Raw genomic sequence first — 16,162 nt, 5'->3', positions numbered from 1 at the left:
ATCCGCTCATGGACAATTATTGGCGAGAATGTCATCTACATTTCATAATTTGGTATAAAAAGTAATAAAATTTGATTATTCTGTAAATAATGTGTAAAAAAGCATTATAAAGGATGAGGCTTTTGATTAAGGTGAAATTATTTGATCATGAACATGAAAAAGATCTTGAGGCAGCTATGAATCGCTTTTTAGAAAAGATTGAAGAGAAGAAGTTGCTTGATATTAAATATAATATCGCAGCTATCCATGAAGAGGAGGACGAGCAGATTTATTGTTTTTCAGCGATGATTGTTTACAGAGCCTGAAAGTTGATCAGGCTCGAATTTTTATAAAGCAGCATTAATACCAGCAAGTCTTCCGGTCACAAGTGCGGACGTAATATTATATCCCCCTGTATAGCCATGAATGTCGAGGATTTCTCCGCAAAAGTATAAGCCTTCCATCAATTTTGATGCCATCGTCTTTGGCTCGATTTCTTTTACAGAAACCCCGCCGCCAGTTACAAATGCTTTATCTAAGGATAGTGTTCCATTTACATTAAACTGAAACTGCTTGCAGTTTTTAGTGAAGCTTTTTATTTTTTCATTTGATATTGTAGCCCCCTGTGCGCCAGGATCAATGTCACTTTGCTCAAGTAAGAATAATAAGTATCTCTCTGGTAAAATCCCTTTTAAAAGATTCTTAATACTTTTCTTCGGTTCTTCTTTCAATTGCTTATTGATTTCCTGAAATAAAGTTTCTTCTTTTTTATCAGGAATGGCATCAATACTCATCGTAATCTCTTTAAGATTCCATTTCTTCAGCGCTTTTACTACAAATTGGCTACATCTTAAAACGGCCGGACCACTCACACCAAAATGGGTGAAAATCATGTCCATTTTATGGGTGATTATTGCTTTTCCTTTTGGATTCAATACACTAAGAGCAACGTTTCTTAACGATAAACCTTGTAATGTTTTTTCTTTAATAAATGGAGCAGCAGAAGTAACTGGCACCTCTGTTGGGAACAACTCTGTAATTGTGTGCCCAGCTTTTTTTGCCCATGCATAGCCATCACCCGTTGAACCTGTATGTGGAACTGATTTTCCTCCTACAGCAACAACCACTGAATTTGTTTCGTAAGTTTCTCCATTTTTCATTTCGACGGATTTCACTCTTCCATCCTCATAATGCACAGTTTGTACGGGACTGTTTGTTTTTATATCAACCTTCAAATGCTTTAGTCTTTGAAGTAGTGCATCGACAACAGATTGAGCTTTATCAGTCACAGGAAACATTCTTCCATGGTCTTCCTCTTTTAATCGAACGCCTAATTTCTCGAAAAACGTAATAATATCCTCATTGCTAAATAAAGAGAATGCACTGTATAAAAAACGGCCATTCCCTGGAATATGCTTAATGATCTCATCAATCGGAAGCTTATTTGTCACATTGCATCTGCCTCCACCAGAGATGGCTAGTTTTCTGCCGAGTTTGTCCCCTTTATCAATTAGTAGCACCTTTGCTTTTTGTTCAGCTGCTCCAATTGCAGCCATTAAACCAGACGGACCTCCGCCAATCACTATTACATCATATTTCATATAGTCACCAACTTAACTTTTGTACTAGATGCAATCAATTATAAACGATTCAAGAGAAGATGCCTAACACGCAACTCATATCTATTGAAAAAAGCGATGAATAGTCATAGTTACTATTGATAGGTTGAATTTATTTATAGGAAACTAATTCATTATAATGAGTTTAGGCTTAACCTCTAAAAGGAGGTGTCGAATGGATAAGCATATGCAGGCAAATGTAGTCTATGATGCTGGCCCGACCGGGTGTGGAGAACTGATAATGAACGTATTTCTAACAATGCGAAAAATGCAAGAGGGAGACATCATTGAAGTGATTTCCTATGATCCTGGTGCACGTGAAGATTTACCAGCATGGTGCCGATTGCAGCACCATACGTTATTAAAACGTTTTGACGAAGGAAAGATTAGTCATTATTTTATCAAAAAAGGAAATTAGAAATAATTTAATGGGGGAATAGACAATGTCAGGAAAATTCACAGTAAGTATAACAAGTGCGAAAAATGATCCGGATAAAGCGACAGTCGGTTTTGTGGTTGCGAATGCAGCTGTTGCATCAGGACAAGAAACAGTTGTGTTTTTGAATGTTGAGGGCTCCTTTTTAGCTGAAAAAGGCTATGCAGATGAAATTCATGAAGAGGGCTTCGCACCGTTAAAGCAGTTGATGGATCAATTTACAGAAGCAGGTGGAATTATTTGGGTGTGTAGTCCGTGTTATAAAAAGAGAGGCCTTTCTGAAGATAATTTAATAGAAGGAGCAACCATTGTTGGCGGTGCAAGATTAATAGAATTCCTTTCACAAGGAGCGGCCTCAATCACTTATTAATTCTTACCCTTAAGGAGGAAATTTTATGCTTGATCCTCATGCAGTTTGTGATGGAGGGGATCTTGACTGTGGTTCAGGTCTCCTATTAATTATTAATAAAAATATGTCACCACTTATAGAAGGACAAGTTTTGGAAATTAGAAGCAGGGAAAGCACAGTAGCAGATGATTTGCCAGCATGGTGTCGAATGGTCAAACATGAATTTTTAGGATCTGAACCGGGTGACGACACAGTCCGCTATTTTGTCCGTAAGGGGCAAACGGAATCTAATATCGAAAAAGACCTTGAGGCAGCTAAAGGCTACAAATGGAATGTTCGTGTACAAGGTGAAAAAGGTTTAAGGGCGAAAGTTTATGCTCGAAATCATCGTTTTTATTCTGGGCAGCCAGCTGAATTCAGTCCAAATGTGGATGCTCCGAGTGCAGTAGACTATTTGATTACATCGCTTGCCTCCTGCTTAGCTGTTGGCTACAAAGCTCATGCCTCAAGAAGAAATGTGACTGTAGACCAAATTGAATTATCACTTAAGGGTGAAATTGAAAATATTCTTTATCATATGGAAATTGAAGAATCGGGTAATCCTAGTTTGAAACAAATTTCTGGTACTTGTTATGTGTCATCCTCTGCTGATGAGAAATTGCTAGAAGAAATCTGGCAGATCACTTTAGACAGGTCGCCAATTTATCAAACTTTGAAAAAGGCAGTTGAGATCAATCTAGTTTTCTCGCTTGTTTATTAAAAATAGCAGATAAGAGGAGGATGTAATATGGGATCAACACTCTTTCCTGCAACTGTAATAGGTAGCTGGCCGCGAACAGTTGAGGTTCAAAAAGCAATGAGAGAGAAGCGGGCAGGAAGAATGACAGATGCAGAGTTTCAAGCAGTGGCTGATGATGCGGTTATTCAATGCCTTCGTCTACAAGAAGAAGCTGGAATGGATATTGTAACGGATGGGGAACAGAGAAGAGATAATTATATTTCATTCGTAGCGGAGCATTTACATAATGTAAAAATGTTAACGGTTTCAGAATTACTTGAATACATCGAGGACAAGGCGAGCTTTGAAGAAATTCTTGGCACATTAGATGTCCCAGCTTTTTCATTATCGAATCCTGCTGCTACGGGGAAAATTAGTCGAAAAAAACCGCTTGCATTAAATGATTATTGTTTTCTAAAAAAACATACAGATAGAAAGATAAAGGTTACTCTTCCTGGCCCCTATTTATTAACAAGATCGATGTGGGTTGAAGGCTTATCAATTAAAGCTTACCCAACGAAAGAAGACTTGGCTATAGATATTGTCAGCGTTCTACGAGAAGAACTGGAGGAATTGATTGCGGAAGGTGTTGATTTCGTTCAATTCGATGAACCTGTGCTGACTGAGCTTGTTTTTACACAAAAGAACACCAATCGTACATTTATGTGTGGTGCTCTAACTGCAAAAGCAGATGCTGAGGAAGAAATAGAGTTTGCTCTTGGATTAATGAATAGTGTTATGGAAGGAATGCGAGGCAGAGGAACGAAATTTGGCGTTCACGTTTGTCGTGGAAATTGGAGCAGGGATGATAGTATTCTTCTCAAAGGCCCTTATTTTTCTTTAATACCATATCTTTCAAGAGTTGATATTGATCAATTAGTGCTTGAATTTGCAACACCAAGAGCTGGGGAAATTGAAGCGATTAAAGATTTTGCTAATGTTGAGATCGGGTTTGGAGTTGTGAATCCAAGAACGGACACTGTTGAAACAACAGATGAGATCGTAGAGAAGGTAAATCAATTATTAAAGATAGTGCCAGCAGATAAAATATATTTAAACCCCGATTGCGGCTTTGGAACATTTGCGCAAAGACCGATGAACAGTGAAGAGATCGCTGTTAATAAATTAAAAGTGATGAGCAAGGCAGCTAATCTGCTTAGAGAGCAATTTAAATCTGTTCGAAAAAGTGACTAGGTATGTACAAAATGCAGGACTTTCTATCGAAACTACTAGGGTGAAAACAAAATACATAGTCTTGTAAAAAAGCTAGTAAAAAATTGCTGGCTTTTTTTTCATTTGTTCCCAAAAATGAAACCTTAATATTTTATTTTCACCGTAGTAGCATTCTTAAAAAAAGAAGAGTAAACTACTAATAGTGTGCATATTTTTAAATTGTGTTTGAAATGAGTTCAAAATTATATTAGTTCTTCAAATAAATAGTAGCGTTTGTAGACCAAATTAGTTTAAAATAATTTCTTATGTATTTGTTTTTATTTTATGGCTGAGCAAGGCGGGATTTTATGTCATCTAAGCTTTTAAGGGGTACATTTATATTAACTTTAGGCACAATAATTTCAAAAATATTGGGACTACTCTATGTAATTCCTTTTTACCATATTGTCGGAGATAAAGGGAACGCTCTTTATTCTTTCGCCTATGTTCCATATACGATTTTTATTAGTATTGCAACCGCAGGGATTCCGTTGGCGGTTTCTAAGTTTATTTCAAAATATAATGCTTTAGAGGAGTATGCAGTTGGGAGAAAGCTTTTTAAATCAGGACTGATCATTATGACGTGTACTGGAGTCCTGTCATTTCTTGCACTGTATTTTTTTGCTCCAGTAATAGCTGAAATGAGTACTTCATCTGAAGCAGGCACGAACGTTAAAGATGTAACGACTGTCATAAGGGCCGTCAGCTTCGCCCTAATTGTTGTCCCTTTCATGAGCCTAATTAGAGGGTTTTTCCAAGGGCATCAGTCAATGGGGCCGTCAGCTGTTTCTCAAGTTATCGAACAGATTGTTCGAATTACTTTCGTGTTAGCTGGTGCATTTGTTGTTTTGAATTTCATGAACGGAACGATCACACAAGCAGTAAGTGTGGCTACATTTGCAGCGTTTATTGGTGCTATTGGTGGTTTAGCAAGTTTATTATGGTATTGGTATAAGCGTAAGTTCTATTTTGACGATTTGCTCTTATATGATAAAGGAACAATGGATATCTCTCTTAAGGACATGTACAAAGAGATCATCATCTATGCTGCACCTTTTGTGTTTGTAGGGATTGCGAATCCGCTTTTTCAATTAGTCGACCAGTTTACCTTTATTAAAGCGATGCAGTCCATTGGTTTTGAGTATGATAAAGCCGAATCTGCTTATGCTGTGATAACGATGCAAACGCATAAGCTTGTTATTATTCCAGTTTCCTTGGCAACTGCATTTTCATTAACATTAGTTCCTTCAATTACAAAAGCATTTGTAGATCTAGACCGTTCAAGCTTGAATCGTCAATTAAATCAGACATTCCAAGTAGTATTATTTCTGACTCTACCTGCTGTAGTTGGGCTTTCGATGTTGGCAGAGCCGATATTTACTTTGTTTTATGACCATAGCGAATTGGGGACAGAAGTATTAAGAACGTATGCGCCTGTTGCTATATTATTTGCCTTTTTCTTAGTAACAGCTGCGATTTTACAAGGGATTAATGAACAGAGATTTACCGTATTGAGCTTACTTGTTGGTTTATTGTTAAAGCTAAGTCTAAATATCCCGTTAATAAAGCTCATGGAAACAGAGGGATCAATTGTAGCAACGGCTATTGGGTATACTGCATCAATCTTAATTAATTTATTTGTTATTAAAACCTTTGCTAAATATCCTTTTAGGCTTGTATTTAGAAGAAGCTTATTAATTGTACTATTTACTTTCTTAATGTTTATTGGAACAGGGACAGTATATAAAATTCTTACGTTGTTCTTATCTCCGGCATCTGATTTCCAAGCATTACTCATTGTGATTATTTGTGCAGGAGTCGGTGCTGGAATCTATTTCTATTGCAGTTTCAAAACGAGACTTATTTACTTCTTATTTGGAGAAAAAGTTGACCGGGCATTGAAAAAATTGAAATTGAGATCCTAATCATTATTTAGTCGCAGATTAACGGGCAGTAAGACCCCCACTTCAAGGTTACGAGAGAATCAAAGAAACATAAGTGGGGGATCAACTGCCCGTAAAGGCCCGACGACGGACACGATGTCCTAGTCAGGCGAAAGCCACAGGACGTGGCGTTTTGAGCGTGATTGGTTCAACTAACCATCAGTGGGGGATGAAAGCCGACTAAGAACGCCACGTCCTGTGGCAACGTCGGCACTAGCACGTCCTGTGCGTCGAAAAACCCCCACTGATGGAAGTTTCACTTTATTTGAGGGAACCGTGCTTTCTATAAGGAGGTAACAATTGTATGCGGATTGATAAAATGCTTGCCAATTTAGGATATGGAAGCAGGAAGGATGTTAAGAAGCTTTTAAAGGATGGAGCCGTTCATGTTAATGAGCAAAAAGTGAAGGACGCTAAACACCATGTCAATCCAGAAATAGATTTGGTTACGATTCATGGTGAAAAAGTAGAATACAAGGAATTTATTTATTTAATGATGAATAAACCACAAGGGGTTATTTCCGCTACAGAAGATATCGAGCATGAAACTGTTCTGGATTTATTGGAAGCAGGAGACCTTGTATTCTCTCCATTTCCGGTAGGGCGTCTTGATAAGGATACGGAAGGACTGCTCCTGTTAACGAATGATGGTCAGCTTGCTCATCGTCTCCTTTCTCCTAAAAAGCATGTGCCGAAGACGTATTTTGCTGTTATAAACAGTGAAGTAACAGAAGAAGATGTTAAAGCTTTTAATGAGGGTGTCATATTGGATGATGGCTATAAAACGAAGCCTGGAGAATTAAAGATTATGAAATCAGGTTTGACATCAGATATTGAGCTGACGATTTCGGAAGGAAAATTTCATCAAGTTAAAAGAATGTTTGAAGCAGTTGGGAAGCGGGTTATTTATCTACAAAGGATTTCTATGGGTCCTCTTCAGCTCGACGAATCTTTGGAGCTTGGAGAATATAGAGAATTAACGGAAGAGGAAATAAATAAATTAATTGAATATGAAGCAAAGTAAAAATCGCCTAAAAAGGCGATTTTTTTTATATATATTCATTAGGATGACATTTTCACTTTCTTTTTGGTTGTTGTCCATCTTCCTCGACTAGGGCTTTTCACTAGGTCGTTATAAACAAGAACATTTAAATCTCGTTGAATGGTGCGAGGAGTAATACCAAATTCCTCTACAAGTTCACCAGTTGTTACAGTTCCGCGCTTATTTATAAACATGTAGACGGATTTGATACGGTTTAACATCCGGTTAGTTGAATGTTTCAAAGAACCACTCCCTATCCTTTTTTCAAACCAATGGCAAATTCCTGCAACTGACAGCTTCGTTGAAGAAACAAGTCCTTCAAGCACATGTAGTTTTTCTTTTCCGCAGCCATCTCCTTTTCAAACTTCAGGTGATTATTTCCAAATATCATCCTCTACCTACATTGTACCCTTATTATTTAATAATTTCTACTTTATTGGGAAATTTACAAAATCTTTATAAGTTTCCCGCTTTCCTTACCTATTTTCTAAATACTATGGTAACTAATTCTTGTATTATGTTTGTCTTCGAACTACAAGGGGGAAATTACCTGTATTCAATAATTACCTTCTCTTCTATAATCAATGAAGGTTTTATTATACATAGAGAGGAACAGGGGTTTATGCGGGAGGAATCATTAAGAAATCAATTAGTATTTCCGAAAGAAAATATATACTTTGCATTTGTTGTTTTATTAAGTATATTAACTTACATTTATTTAGCCATTTCGATAGTAGGTATCATCATTATTTTAACAATATTATTTCTTTCGATTGTGCTGCATGGAATTATGGTGGGCGGCATTAGACGAAATGGAGTAAGGATAAGTGAAAAGCAGTTTCCAGATCTGTATAAAAAGGCTGTTGTAACTGCAAAGGATATGGGTCTAACAGTTATGCCAGATATTTATGTTATCGAATCAGAAGGCATGTTAAATGCATTTGCCACAAGATTTTTCCGAAAGAATATGGTTGTTTTGTATTCAGGTATTTTTGAGTTAATCGAGAGGGAAGCAGAAAAAGAAGTTTTGTTCGTCCTTGCTCATGAATTTGCCCATTTAAAAAGAAAGCACATTATTATTAGTATATTGCTATTACCAGCTATGTGGATCCCTTTTCTTGGGAATTCCTATTTAAGAGCCTGTGAATATACATGTGATCGATATGCTGCTTATTATATTCAATCATTCGATGCTGCAAAAGATGCTTTAACAATGCTTGCAATCGGAAAAGAATTATACCCTAAGGTCAATAAGCAGGCATATATGGAACAGCTACAAACGGAACATGGATTTTTTGTCTGGTTGAATGAAAAGTTATCAACTCACCCTCATCTGCCAAAGCGAATATATGCACTGTCAAGATTTTTCTCGGAGGATTCCACGGTTGAACTTCATGAACCAAAAAGTAAGGTATGGATTGGTCTTTTTGGAGCCATGCTTTCAGTTGTTATTCTGTCTGCAGGAATATGGGGTGGATATAAAGCTCTTAAAAAAATGGATTTCTGGACGGAAATGGCATTAGGCGTAGAAGGAGCTACTCCGTTAATGAGTGCTGCAAGTGAAAATGATGTAGAAACAATTCAGAAATTACTTGCAAACGGTGCCGATGTGAATGAATTCGATGAAGAGGGTTCGACAGCACTTCATTGGGCTGTTTACAATGGAAATACGGATGCGGCAAGTATCTTACTTGAAAATGGAGCCGATCCTAATATTGTAGATATATATGAATCTACACCTCTTATAAGCTCTGTTTTTAATGATGATATTGAAATGGCTGAACTGCTTTTACAAAATGGTGCAGATCCAGCATATGTGGATTCTGAAGGCTATACTGCATACAAATATGCAGAAGAATATGGAAATGTAGATTTAATGGAAATACTTAAACCTTAAAAAATGAACTGCTCTGGCTATAGAGCAGTTCATTTTTTTATATCATTTAAGATTTTTAAAGAAACCTTTTCCATTTTTTATCCGTAATATTAGCAAGGAGGAGAAGTCATGCAACTATTAAATGTAAATATTAAAGAAGCGGGCTATGAAAAAGATAAATCAGTCATACATAATATTCAGTTCAATGTCCAGGAGGGTGAGCTTATCGGGCTTATTGGACCAAACGGAGCAGGAAAAAGCACGACAATTAAAACGATACTTGGATTGTTGGAAAATATGAAAGGGGATGTAATATTTCAGCAAGAAGCCAAATATTCATATATTCCGGAAAGACCAATTTTTTATGATGAGTTGACTTTATGGGAGCATCTTGACTTTATTGCGGCAGTTGAGGGGATTCCTGATAAAGAATACCTTCAACATGCAAAAGAATTACTAGGGAATTATAATCTAGCAGATTATGCACATGAATATCCAGGCAAATATTCAAAAGGAATGCAGCAGAAAGCGATGCTTATTATGTCGATGATTACAAATCCTGATGTTTATATCATTGATGAACCATTCATAGGGCTGGATCCTAATGCGATGAAGCTTTTCCTAGAGTCTATTCAGAATGAGCGTAAAAGAGGTGCTGGCATCCTTATGTCTACACATGTATTGGATACAGCAGAAAAGGTATGTGATCGCTTCTTAATTATTCATCAAGGAAAGCTCCAAGCAGCTGGAAAATTGGATGAAATTAGAGCTCAGTGCAATCTGCCTACTGGATCACTTTATGATTGCTTCCATTTGATTGCGGAAGGTAAAACAAATGAATAGTAGAATGATATTTATGAATCGTTTGATAAGAGCGTGGAAATATCAATATGGAGTTATTCGATCAATAGCTGATTGGACAATCATTCTATACTTAATCATTCCTTCTGCTGCCATCTTTATTATGATGTACCGAACGTGGTGGCAGGAAACGCCTGCTTGGATTGAATATCTTCCCTTTTCTTTAATATTCTTCACTATCTATTTATTTTCATGGAGCGGTCGTATTCGTACATATGTTCAGGAAGCTGATAAAGTTTTCCTTATAAAAAAAGAGCTAATCTTTATTGGTATGAAGAAGTGGGGATATGCTTATTCGCTGTTCGTTCAGTTTTTTCGTATAGGTGTCTCTATACTAATCTTGCTTCCTTTTATGAGAATCCACTATCTTTTAGATTGGCAGCAAATATTACCATTATTTTTTTATTTTTTCTCACTTAATACAACCATTTTGCTTGTGAAATTCTATTTAAGAAGAATAGATATAAAATTTATTAAAATCGCAGCCGGAATTCTATTATTTATTGTATTTAGCTGGTTTAGCCAACTAATTTATTTACTATGGGAAAAAGATTTATTCATATTCATTTATACATGTGGTGCTGTTCTAATGGCTGTATCCATTCATCAAAGCTTGAGGGCATTAAAAAAAATGTCTTCTATTGATCATGAAATTGCAATGGGTCTTGAAGACAAAATGAAGAACATTAATTTAATTTTCAGCCTTTCTTATGATATAGAAAAGCCTATTGTTTCTAAAAGAACGAAGCCGTTGCTATTTCGCCGCTCGAAACGTATTTTTAAGAAACGAACAAAGGTGAATGGGCATACAGAATTATTTATTAAGATTTTTATCAGAAGTTACTCATATATTTTCGGATTCTTCCAAATTATCTCTGTAACGACAGCTGCAATGATCATTATTCCGCCACTGTGGATTAAGGCGATTATTTTCATAGGATTTCTAATTATGATGCATTTCTGGCTTTCATTAATTTGGAATAAGATTACGGCATCAAATCCGATAAGCAAGAAGTATAGTGAAATGCCTTCCTATTTTTCTGCAAGAAAAAGGGCTGTTACAACCTTATTTATTGCAGCAATTCTTATCCTTAGCCTATTTATCACAGGCTGGTTTTTGGTTCTATCTCATTTTGGAGTCAGTATTGGTATGCTAGGGCGTTAATGTTCCAAATGATTAATCATTTCCAATAAGTTTTCATATTTAAATACAAATTGATATAATTTTTCCTAGTAATACATATTTAAAATTCCAACAACGTATCAGGAGGAAAAGCAGTGAGTACAATTAATTGGACACAGGAAGTTGAAAATAGACAAGATGCATTAATCGAGGATACGAAAAAGCTTCTACAAATAAAAAGTGTGTTAGATGAAGAAAATGCTACCGAGGATGCTCCACTTGGAAAAGGTGTTAAGGAAGCTCTAGACTTCATGCTGCAGCTAGGAGAAAAAGACGGATTTATAGCAAAAAATGTAGGAAATCTTGCGGGGCATTTGGAGTTTGGACAAGGAGAAGAAATTGTAGGTATTCTTTGCCATGTCGATGTTGTCCCTGAAGGAGACGGATGGTCCAGTGATCCCTTTGGTGCTGAAATACGTGACGGTAAAATTTATGCAAGAGGGGCGATTGATGACAAGGGCCCAACCATGACAGCTTATTATGCGATGAAAATTATCAAGGAGCTTGGTCTGCCCCTTAATAAACGCGTCCGTATGATTATTGGAACGGATGAAGAAAGCGATTGGCGCTGTGTAGATCATTATTTCAAGCACGAAGAAATGCCAGCGATGGGATTTGCCCCTGATGCTGATTTTCCGATTATTTATGCTGAAAAAGGAATTTCTGATTTTGATATTGTTCAAAAGGCAGACAGCTTAAATGAAGATGAAGAATCTCAAGTAAAAGTTATTTCATTCCAGTCAGGACGTAGATATAATATGGTTCCAGACTTTGCTAAGGGCGTATTAGATGTACAATATGAACCCACAGAGATCATTCAAAAATATGCTGATTTCCTAAAATTGCATGAATTAAAAGGGAAGTATTACATCGAAAATGGTGAATTAATTCTTGAGGCTGAGGGGATATCCGCACATGGAATGGAACCTAATAATGGGAAAAATGCGGGTTTGTATATGGCAGAATTTTTATCAGCATTGAATGTTGACGCAAAAGCACAGCATTATTTTCAATTTACTGCCGATTATTTCAGAGAAGATTCAAGAGGGCAGAAGCTTGGGATTGCTTATTCTGATGATATTACGGGGGATTTAACGATCAATGTCGGGAAGTTATCCTACACAAAGCAAGAAGGTGGCAGACTTGGTCTGAATCTTCGTTATCCTGTTACAAGCAAAATGGAAGAGACAAAAGAAAAGCTAGAATCTTTACTGAAAAAGGAAAGTTTTATCATTGAAAATTTCTCTGACTCGAAGCCACATCATGTGGATGAGAATGACTTTTTAATTCAGACCTTAAAGAAAGTATATGAAGAACAAACAGGTGAAAAAGCTGAACTGATTTCAATTGGCGGAGGAACTTACGCTCGTTCATTGCAATCAGGAGTAGCCTTTGGACCGTTATTTCCAGGCAGAGAGGACATCGCTCATCAAAAGGATGAATATATGCATATTGAAGATATGCTGAGAGCCGCAGCAATTTATGCTCAAGCAATTTTTGAACTTGCAAAATAATAGGAAAATTTGTTAAGATTGCTCCGAAGTTATTATTTGCCAAAAAAATAGAGGCATAACAATGAGGAGATGCGTGGGAAATGGAATTTGTGATCGTAAATGGGGAATTTATCGAACGGTCAGAAGTAAAGATTGATATGGAAGATCGCGGCTATCAATTTGGAGACGGAGTTTATGAAGTTATCCGAGTTTATAACGGAAAAATGTTTACTGCAAATGAGCATCTTAATCGTCTAATTGAAAGCGGCAAGAAAATCAAAATGGATATTTCATATACTGTTGAAGAAATGAAAGAAATGTTAAACAAGCTAATCCAAAAAAATAATCTCGATCTTGGTACCATTTACATGCAAATTACTCGAGGAACAGCACCTCGAAATCATGTATTCCCAGGAGATCATGTTCTTCCAACCTTTGTAGCAAATACGAAGGAAGCAGCAAGACCGATAGAAAACATGAAATCAGGTGTAAAAACAATTTTAAACGAAGACATTCGTTGGCTTCTTTGTGATATTAAGAGCTTGAACCTGCTAGGAAATTTAATGGCGAAGCAAAAAGCTGTTGAAGCAGGCTGTTTCGAGGCGATTCAGCATCGTAATGGAACAGTAACAGAAGGAAGTTTATCGAATGTACTGATTGTGAAAGACGGCAAGGTTATCACTCATCCAGCTGATAATCTAGTCCTTAATGGAATTACAAGACAGAAAGTATTAGAAATTTGCCGAAATAATGGTATGTCTTATGAAGAAACGACCTTCACTCTAGATGACCTAAATGCAGCAGATGAAGTGTTTATCTCTGGTACGACTACAGAAGTAACGCCTGTTATTGAAATAGAAGGAAATAAAGTAGGCGATGGTACACCAGGGCCTATTACTAAAAAGCTTCAGGAGCTTTTTGAGAAGGAAATTGAGAAAGAATGCGGCAATTTAAGCGTAGAAGCTTAAATGAAAATAAATAATATAATGATTTAGTAAAAAAGCAAGCTAACATCATTTTTGATGCTTAGGCTTGCTTTTTTCAATTCATGAATATTGCTAAAATGGCTTGGTGGGTGCAGTAGTCAAAAAAAATGATTCATTGAGTGGAATTATTTTTGCTCAAATGTCGAAATTACATAATTCTATTTATTAAGCAATTATAAAGATAAAAGGCTAGTGAGTTTTCGTTGCGTATAATCAAAAATGAAAGAGGGAACAACGAATGGCGAACAAAGAAAAGATATTAATTATTGAAGATGATGGATCTATTGCGCGCATTCTTTGCGACCATTTGCGAAAGGAGGGCTATTTTGTTACTTGGGCATCTACTGGTAAAGAAGGCTGGGAGGATTTTAAAGCAGATCAATATGATCTTATTTTAGTAGATTTGATGCTTCCTGAAATGGATGGATTTACACTTTGTAAAACCATTAGGCTAGAAAGTGATGTTCCTATTCTAATCGTTAGTGCGAAAACAGAAAGCGATAGCAAAATTAATGGTCTTGACTTAGGGGCAGATGACTATATTACGAAGCCGTTTAGCCTAGAGGAATTAAGTGCAAGGATAAGCTCGCATTTAAGGCGGTATCGCCGCTACTTGAACACGGATGAATCTCAAAGTATTCACTACTTTGGAGGGCTTAAAATTGATTTTCAAAAAGAGGTTTTACACTTAAATGAGGAAACATTGCAATTAACAATGAAGGAACTTGAGCTGTTATTTTTATTAGCAAAAAACCCCTTCAAAACCTTTTCTAAATCAGAGCTGTATGAGCATATTTGGCAGCAAGAGGATTTAAATGGAAATAATACCGTCACAGTCCATATTAAAGGCTTACGTACAAAGTTAAAGGATGAAGCAAAAACAGCAAAATACATTCAAACGGTCTGGGGAATCGGCTATCGTTTTATCGGAGAAGTTATTTCATGAAAATAAAAACATGGTTAATGCTAAGTTATTTTATCGTTATGATTCTTCCTGTCGCAACTCTATATTTTTTCTATATAACCATAAGCCATTATGATGAAAAACATAATTTCTTAGAATTTATGGAAATGAAAAAAACGATTGATGCTTTCGAGTCGAAGCTCGAGAATCCCTCTTTATATAAAATTCAGCCGATTGAAAAGTATGAGCCGATAAAAAAAGAGACGGATGAGTCAATGAATATTACCCTTTATCGTTATGATGGGTTTAAGCTATATTCGACATTAGACAATATCGGATTTGAAATGTATTTACCACAATTCAGAGATGAATTATTTCAGGACTTAAATGTTTTGAAAAAAAATCATCGTACATTTACATACAAGAAAGCCGTTTTCGATTCTAATAAATTAATTGGCATTTATGAAATTAAGATGACTAGGAATGATTGGCTTCAAGGTGTAAATAATCGAACTTTACTGCTAGGCTCATTATTTGCTCTCTCTTTTATTATCATCTACATAGCTGTTTTCATTCTATTAAACCGTAAGTTAAACCGCCCTCTTAAATTATTAAGAGAAGAAATGACGGCCTTTGCTCATGGAGAAAAAAGTAGAGAACAACTCGTCCATGCAAATGATGAGCTTGGAGAATTGATCCATCATTTCGAAAAAATGAAGTCACAAATTGAAAAAACGAACGCTGAAGTGAAGCGACAACAAGCTGAGAAGGAGTATATGGTTGCTTCTCTATCACATGACTTAAAAACTCCATTAACAGTTATTCGGGCGTATTCAGAGGCACTTCATGGAAATCAAGTGCTTACCAACGAGGAAAAGATAGAGTACAAGACTATTTTATTCGAAAAATTAGATTATATGAAGAGCATGCTTGATGATTTAGCGCTATATACTGCCCTGCAGTCAGCGAAGGATAAAGTGGAGTTAGTGAATGTCGAGGGCGAAGAGTTTTTTGAAATGCTTCTTGGAGGCTATCATGAGCCGTGTATGACGAAAGGGATCCGATTGACGGTTAATCAAATGATCACAGCCAATTATCAATTAAACACGAAGCAAATGATGAGAATTGTGGATAATTTAATGGAAAATGCACTTCGCTATACTAAAGATGGACATAATATATGGCTATCTGCTCTATCAACAAGCTCACCATTGCCAAAGTGGATATTCGCCCCCTTTGTTAAAGAGGTAGAAATGTGGAGAGAAAACGGAACAATTATATTGATTCAAAATGAAGGGCTTGCGATACCAGAGGAAAATTTAGAAAAGGTATTTCAGCCATTTGTGCAAATAGAGGAAGCAAGAGGACAAGGCGGAAGCTCTGGACTCGGGCTTAGTATCGCCAAAATGGCCATTGAACAGCATGGCGGAAAAATAAAACTATGGTCAGCGAAAGGATACGGCACTTTAGTAGCTTGCTGGCTTAAGGAAGGATAGGTTCA

The 16,162-nt window shown here is 36.5% G+C and carries 16 protein-coding genes; 14 read left to right on the top strand and 2 right to left on the bottom strand.

The window, feature by feature from the left end; genetic code table 11:
* The first annotated feature begins 122 nt into the window (after window positions 1–122).
* Complete coding sequence (locus tag FSZ17_RS18030; protein WP_057772206.1) at window positions 123–305, top strand: sporulation protein Cse60; 183 nt, start codon at window positions 123–125, stop codon at window positions 303–305.
* A 21-nt stretch (window positions 306–326) separates the two neighbouring features.
* On the opposite strand, the gene FSZ17_RS18025 is transcribed toward FSZ17_RS18030, so the two are convergent.
* Window positions 327–1,580, bottom strand: coding sequence for a BaiN/RdsA family NAD(P)/FAD-dependent oxidoreductase (locus tag FSZ17_RS18025; RefSeq protein ID WP_057772204.1), 1,254 nt, complete (start codon window positions 1,578–1,580; stop codon window positions 327–329).
* Between the two features lie 193 nt (window positions 1,581–1,773).
* Between FSZ17_RS18025 and FSZ17_RS18020 the strand changes: the two genes are divergently transcribed.
* From FSZ17_RS18020 to FSZ17_RS17995, 6 genes are all read left to right on the top strand, one after another.
* Window positions 1,774–2,016 (top strand): sulfurtransferase TusA family protein, encoded by a 243-nt coding sequence (locus FSZ17_RS18020; protein ID WP_057772202.1) that lies wholly within the window; start codon window positions 1,774–1,776, stop codon window positions 2,014–2,016.
* Window positions 2,017–2,041: 25 nt separating this feature from the next.
* Window positions 2,042–2,404, top strand: a complete 363-nt coding sequence (locus tag FSZ17_RS18015) for a DsrE family protein (protein ID WP_057772201.1) — start codon at window positions 2,042–2,044, stop codon at window positions 2,402–2,404.
* 25 nt (window positions 2,405–2,429) lie between these two features.
* A complete protein-coding gene (locus tag FSZ17_RS18010; protein WP_057772198.1) occupies window positions 2,430–3,143 on the top strand; it encodes a sulfurtransferase TusA family protein in 714 nt (237 codons plus the stop codon).
* A 27-nt stretch (window positions 3,144–3,170) separates the two neighbouring features.
* A complete protein-coding gene (locus FSZ17_RS18005) occupies window positions 3,171–4,355 on the top strand; it encodes a cobalamin-independent methionine synthase II family protein (protein WP_057772196.1) in 1,185 nt (394 codons plus the stop codon).
* A 326-nt stretch (window positions 4,356–4,681) separates the two neighbouring features.
* Window positions 4,682–6,298 (top strand): putative polysaccharide biosynthesis protein, encoded by a 1,617-nt coding sequence (locus FSZ17_RS18000; RefSeq protein ID WP_057772194.1) that lies wholly within the window; start codon window positions 4,682–4,684, stop codon window positions 6,296–6,298.
* A gap of 322 nt (window positions 6,299–6,620) precedes the next feature.
* The gene (locus FSZ17_RS17995) at window positions 6,621–7,340 is read left to right on the top strand and encodes a pseudouridine synthase (RefSeq protein WP_057772192.1); all 720 of its coding nucleotides are present in this window, start codon (window positions 6,621–6,623) and stop codon (window positions 7,338–7,340) included.
* A gap of 38 nt (window positions 7,341–7,378) precedes the next feature.
* Here FSZ17_RS17995 and FSZ17_RS17990 read toward each other — a convergent pair whose 3' ends face one another.
* Window positions 7,379–7,600, bottom strand: coding sequence for a DeoR family transcriptional regulator (locus FSZ17_RS17990; RefSeq protein ID WP_057772355.1), 222 nt, complete (start codon window positions 7,598–7,600; stop codon window positions 7,379–7,381).
* 380 nt (window positions 7,601–7,980) lie between these two features.
* Here FSZ17_RS17990 and FSZ17_RS17985 point away from each other — a divergent pair, with 380 nt between their 5' ends.
* The 7 genes from FSZ17_RS17985 to FSZ17_RS17955 all read left to right on the top strand — a co-directional run bounded on the left by FSZ17_RS17985 (window position 7,981) and on the right by FSZ17_RS17955 (window position 16,157).
* Window positions 7,981–9,255, top strand: coding sequence for a M48 family metallopeptidase (locus tag FSZ17_RS17985; protein ID WP_057772190.1), 1,275 nt, complete (start codon window positions 7,981–7,983; stop codon window positions 9,253–9,255).
* Window positions 9,256–9,363: 108 nt separating this feature from the next.
* Entirely contained in the window at window positions 9,364–10,077 is a 714-nt protein-coding gene (locus FSZ17_RS17980) for an ABC transporter ATP-binding protein (RefSeq protein ID WP_057772188.1), read from the top strand.
* On the top strand, window positions 10,070–11,260 hold the full coding sequence (locus tag FSZ17_RS17975) for an ABC transporter permease (RefSeq protein ID WP_057772185.1): 1,191 nt from the start codon (window positions 10,070–10,072) through the stop codon (window positions 11,258–11,260). Before FSZ17_RS17980 ends, FSZ17_RS17975 begins: the two co-directional genes overlap by 8 nt.
* Before the next feature lie 113 nt (window positions 11,261–11,373).
* Complete coding sequence (gene pepV / locus FSZ17_RS17970; RefSeq protein WP_057772183.1) at window positions 11,374–12,792, top strand: dipeptidase PepV; 1,419 nt, start codon at window positions 11,374–11,376, stop codon at window positions 12,790–12,792.
* Between the two features lie 80 nt (window positions 12,793–12,872).
* On the top strand, window positions 12,873–13,739 hold the full coding sequence (gene dat, locus FSZ17_RS17965) for a D-amino-acid transaminase (protein ID WP_057772180.1): 867 nt from the start codon (window positions 12,873–12,875) through the stop codon (window positions 13,737–13,739).
* 256 nt (window positions 13,740–13,995) lie between these two features.
* Window positions 13,996–14,703: a response regulator transcription factor gene (locus FSZ17_RS17960; protein ID WP_057772178.1), complete on the top strand. Its 708-nt coding sequence runs from the start codon at window positions 13,996–13,998 to the stop codon at window positions 14,701–14,703.
* Entirely contained in the window at window positions 14,700–16,157 is a 1,458-nt protein-coding gene (locus FSZ17_RS17955) for a sensor histidine kinase (RefSeq protein WP_057772176.1), read from the top strand. The genes FSZ17_RS17960 and FSZ17_RS17955 overlap by 4 nt, the downstream gene beginning before the upstream one ends.
* Window positions 16,158–16,162 lie beyond the last annotated feature (5 nt).

Source organism: Cytobacillus dafuensis, assembly GCF_007995155.1.
GTDB lineage: Bacteria > Bacillota > Bacilli > Bacillales > Cytobacillaceae > Cytobacillus > Cytobacillus dafuensis.
This window is presented reverse-complemented; position numbering and strand designations above follow the sequence as displayed.

Excerpts from the sequence above, each read along its gene's own strand:
- FSZ17_RS18025 (WP_057772204.1), bottom strand. The coding sequence starts at position 1,580 with ATGAAATATGATGTAATAGTGATTGGCGGAGGTCCGTCTGGTTTAATG.
- FSZ17_RS18020 (WP_057772202.1), top strand. The coding sequence starts at position 1,774 with ATGGATAAGCATATGCAGGCAAATGTAGTCTATGATGCTGGCCCGACC.
- FSZ17_RS18015 (WP_057772201.1), top strand. The coding sequence starts at position 2,042 with ATGTCAGGAAAATTCACAGTAAGTATAACAAGTGCGAAAAATGATCCG.
- FSZ17_RS18010 (WP_057772198.1), top strand. The coding sequence starts at position 2,430 with ATGCTTGATCCTCATGCAGTTTGTGATGGAGGGGATCTTGACTGTGGT.
- FSZ17_RS18005 (WP_057772196.1), top strand. The coding sequence starts at position 3,171 with ATGGGATCAACACTCTTTCCTGCAACTGTAATAGGTAGCTGGCCGCGA.
- FSZ17_RS18000 (WP_057772194.1), top strand. The coding sequence starts at position 4,682 with ATGTCATCTAAGCTTTTAAGGGGTACATTTATATTAACTTTAGGCACA.
- FSZ17_RS17995 (WP_057772192.1), top strand. The coding sequence starts at position 6,621 with ATGCGGATTGATAAAATGCTTGCCAATTTAGGATATGGAAGCAGGAAG.
- FSZ17_RS17985 (WP_057772190.1), top strand. The coding sequence starts at position 7,981 with ATGCGGGAGGAATCATTAAGAAATCAATTAGTATTTCCGAAAGAAAAT.
- FSZ17_RS17980 (WP_057772188.1), top strand. The coding sequence starts at position 9,364 with ATGCAACTATTAAATGTAAATATTAAAGAAGCGGGCTATGAAAAAGAT.
- FSZ17_RS17975 (WP_057772185.1), top strand. The coding sequence starts at position 10,070 with ATGAATAGTAGAATGATATTTATGAATCGTTTGATAAGAGCGTGGAAA.
- dat (WP_057772180.1), top strand. The coding sequence starts at position 12,873 with ATGGAATTTGTGATCGTAAATGGGGAATTTATCGAACGGTCAGAAGTA.
- FSZ17_RS17960 (WP_057772178.1), top strand. The coding sequence starts at position 13,996 with ATGGCGAACAAAGAAAAGATATTAATTATTGAAGATGATGGATCTATT.
- FSZ17_RS17955 (WP_057772176.1), top strand. The coding sequence starts at position 14,700 with ATGAAAATAAAAACATGGTTAATGCTAAGTTATTTTATCGTTATGATT.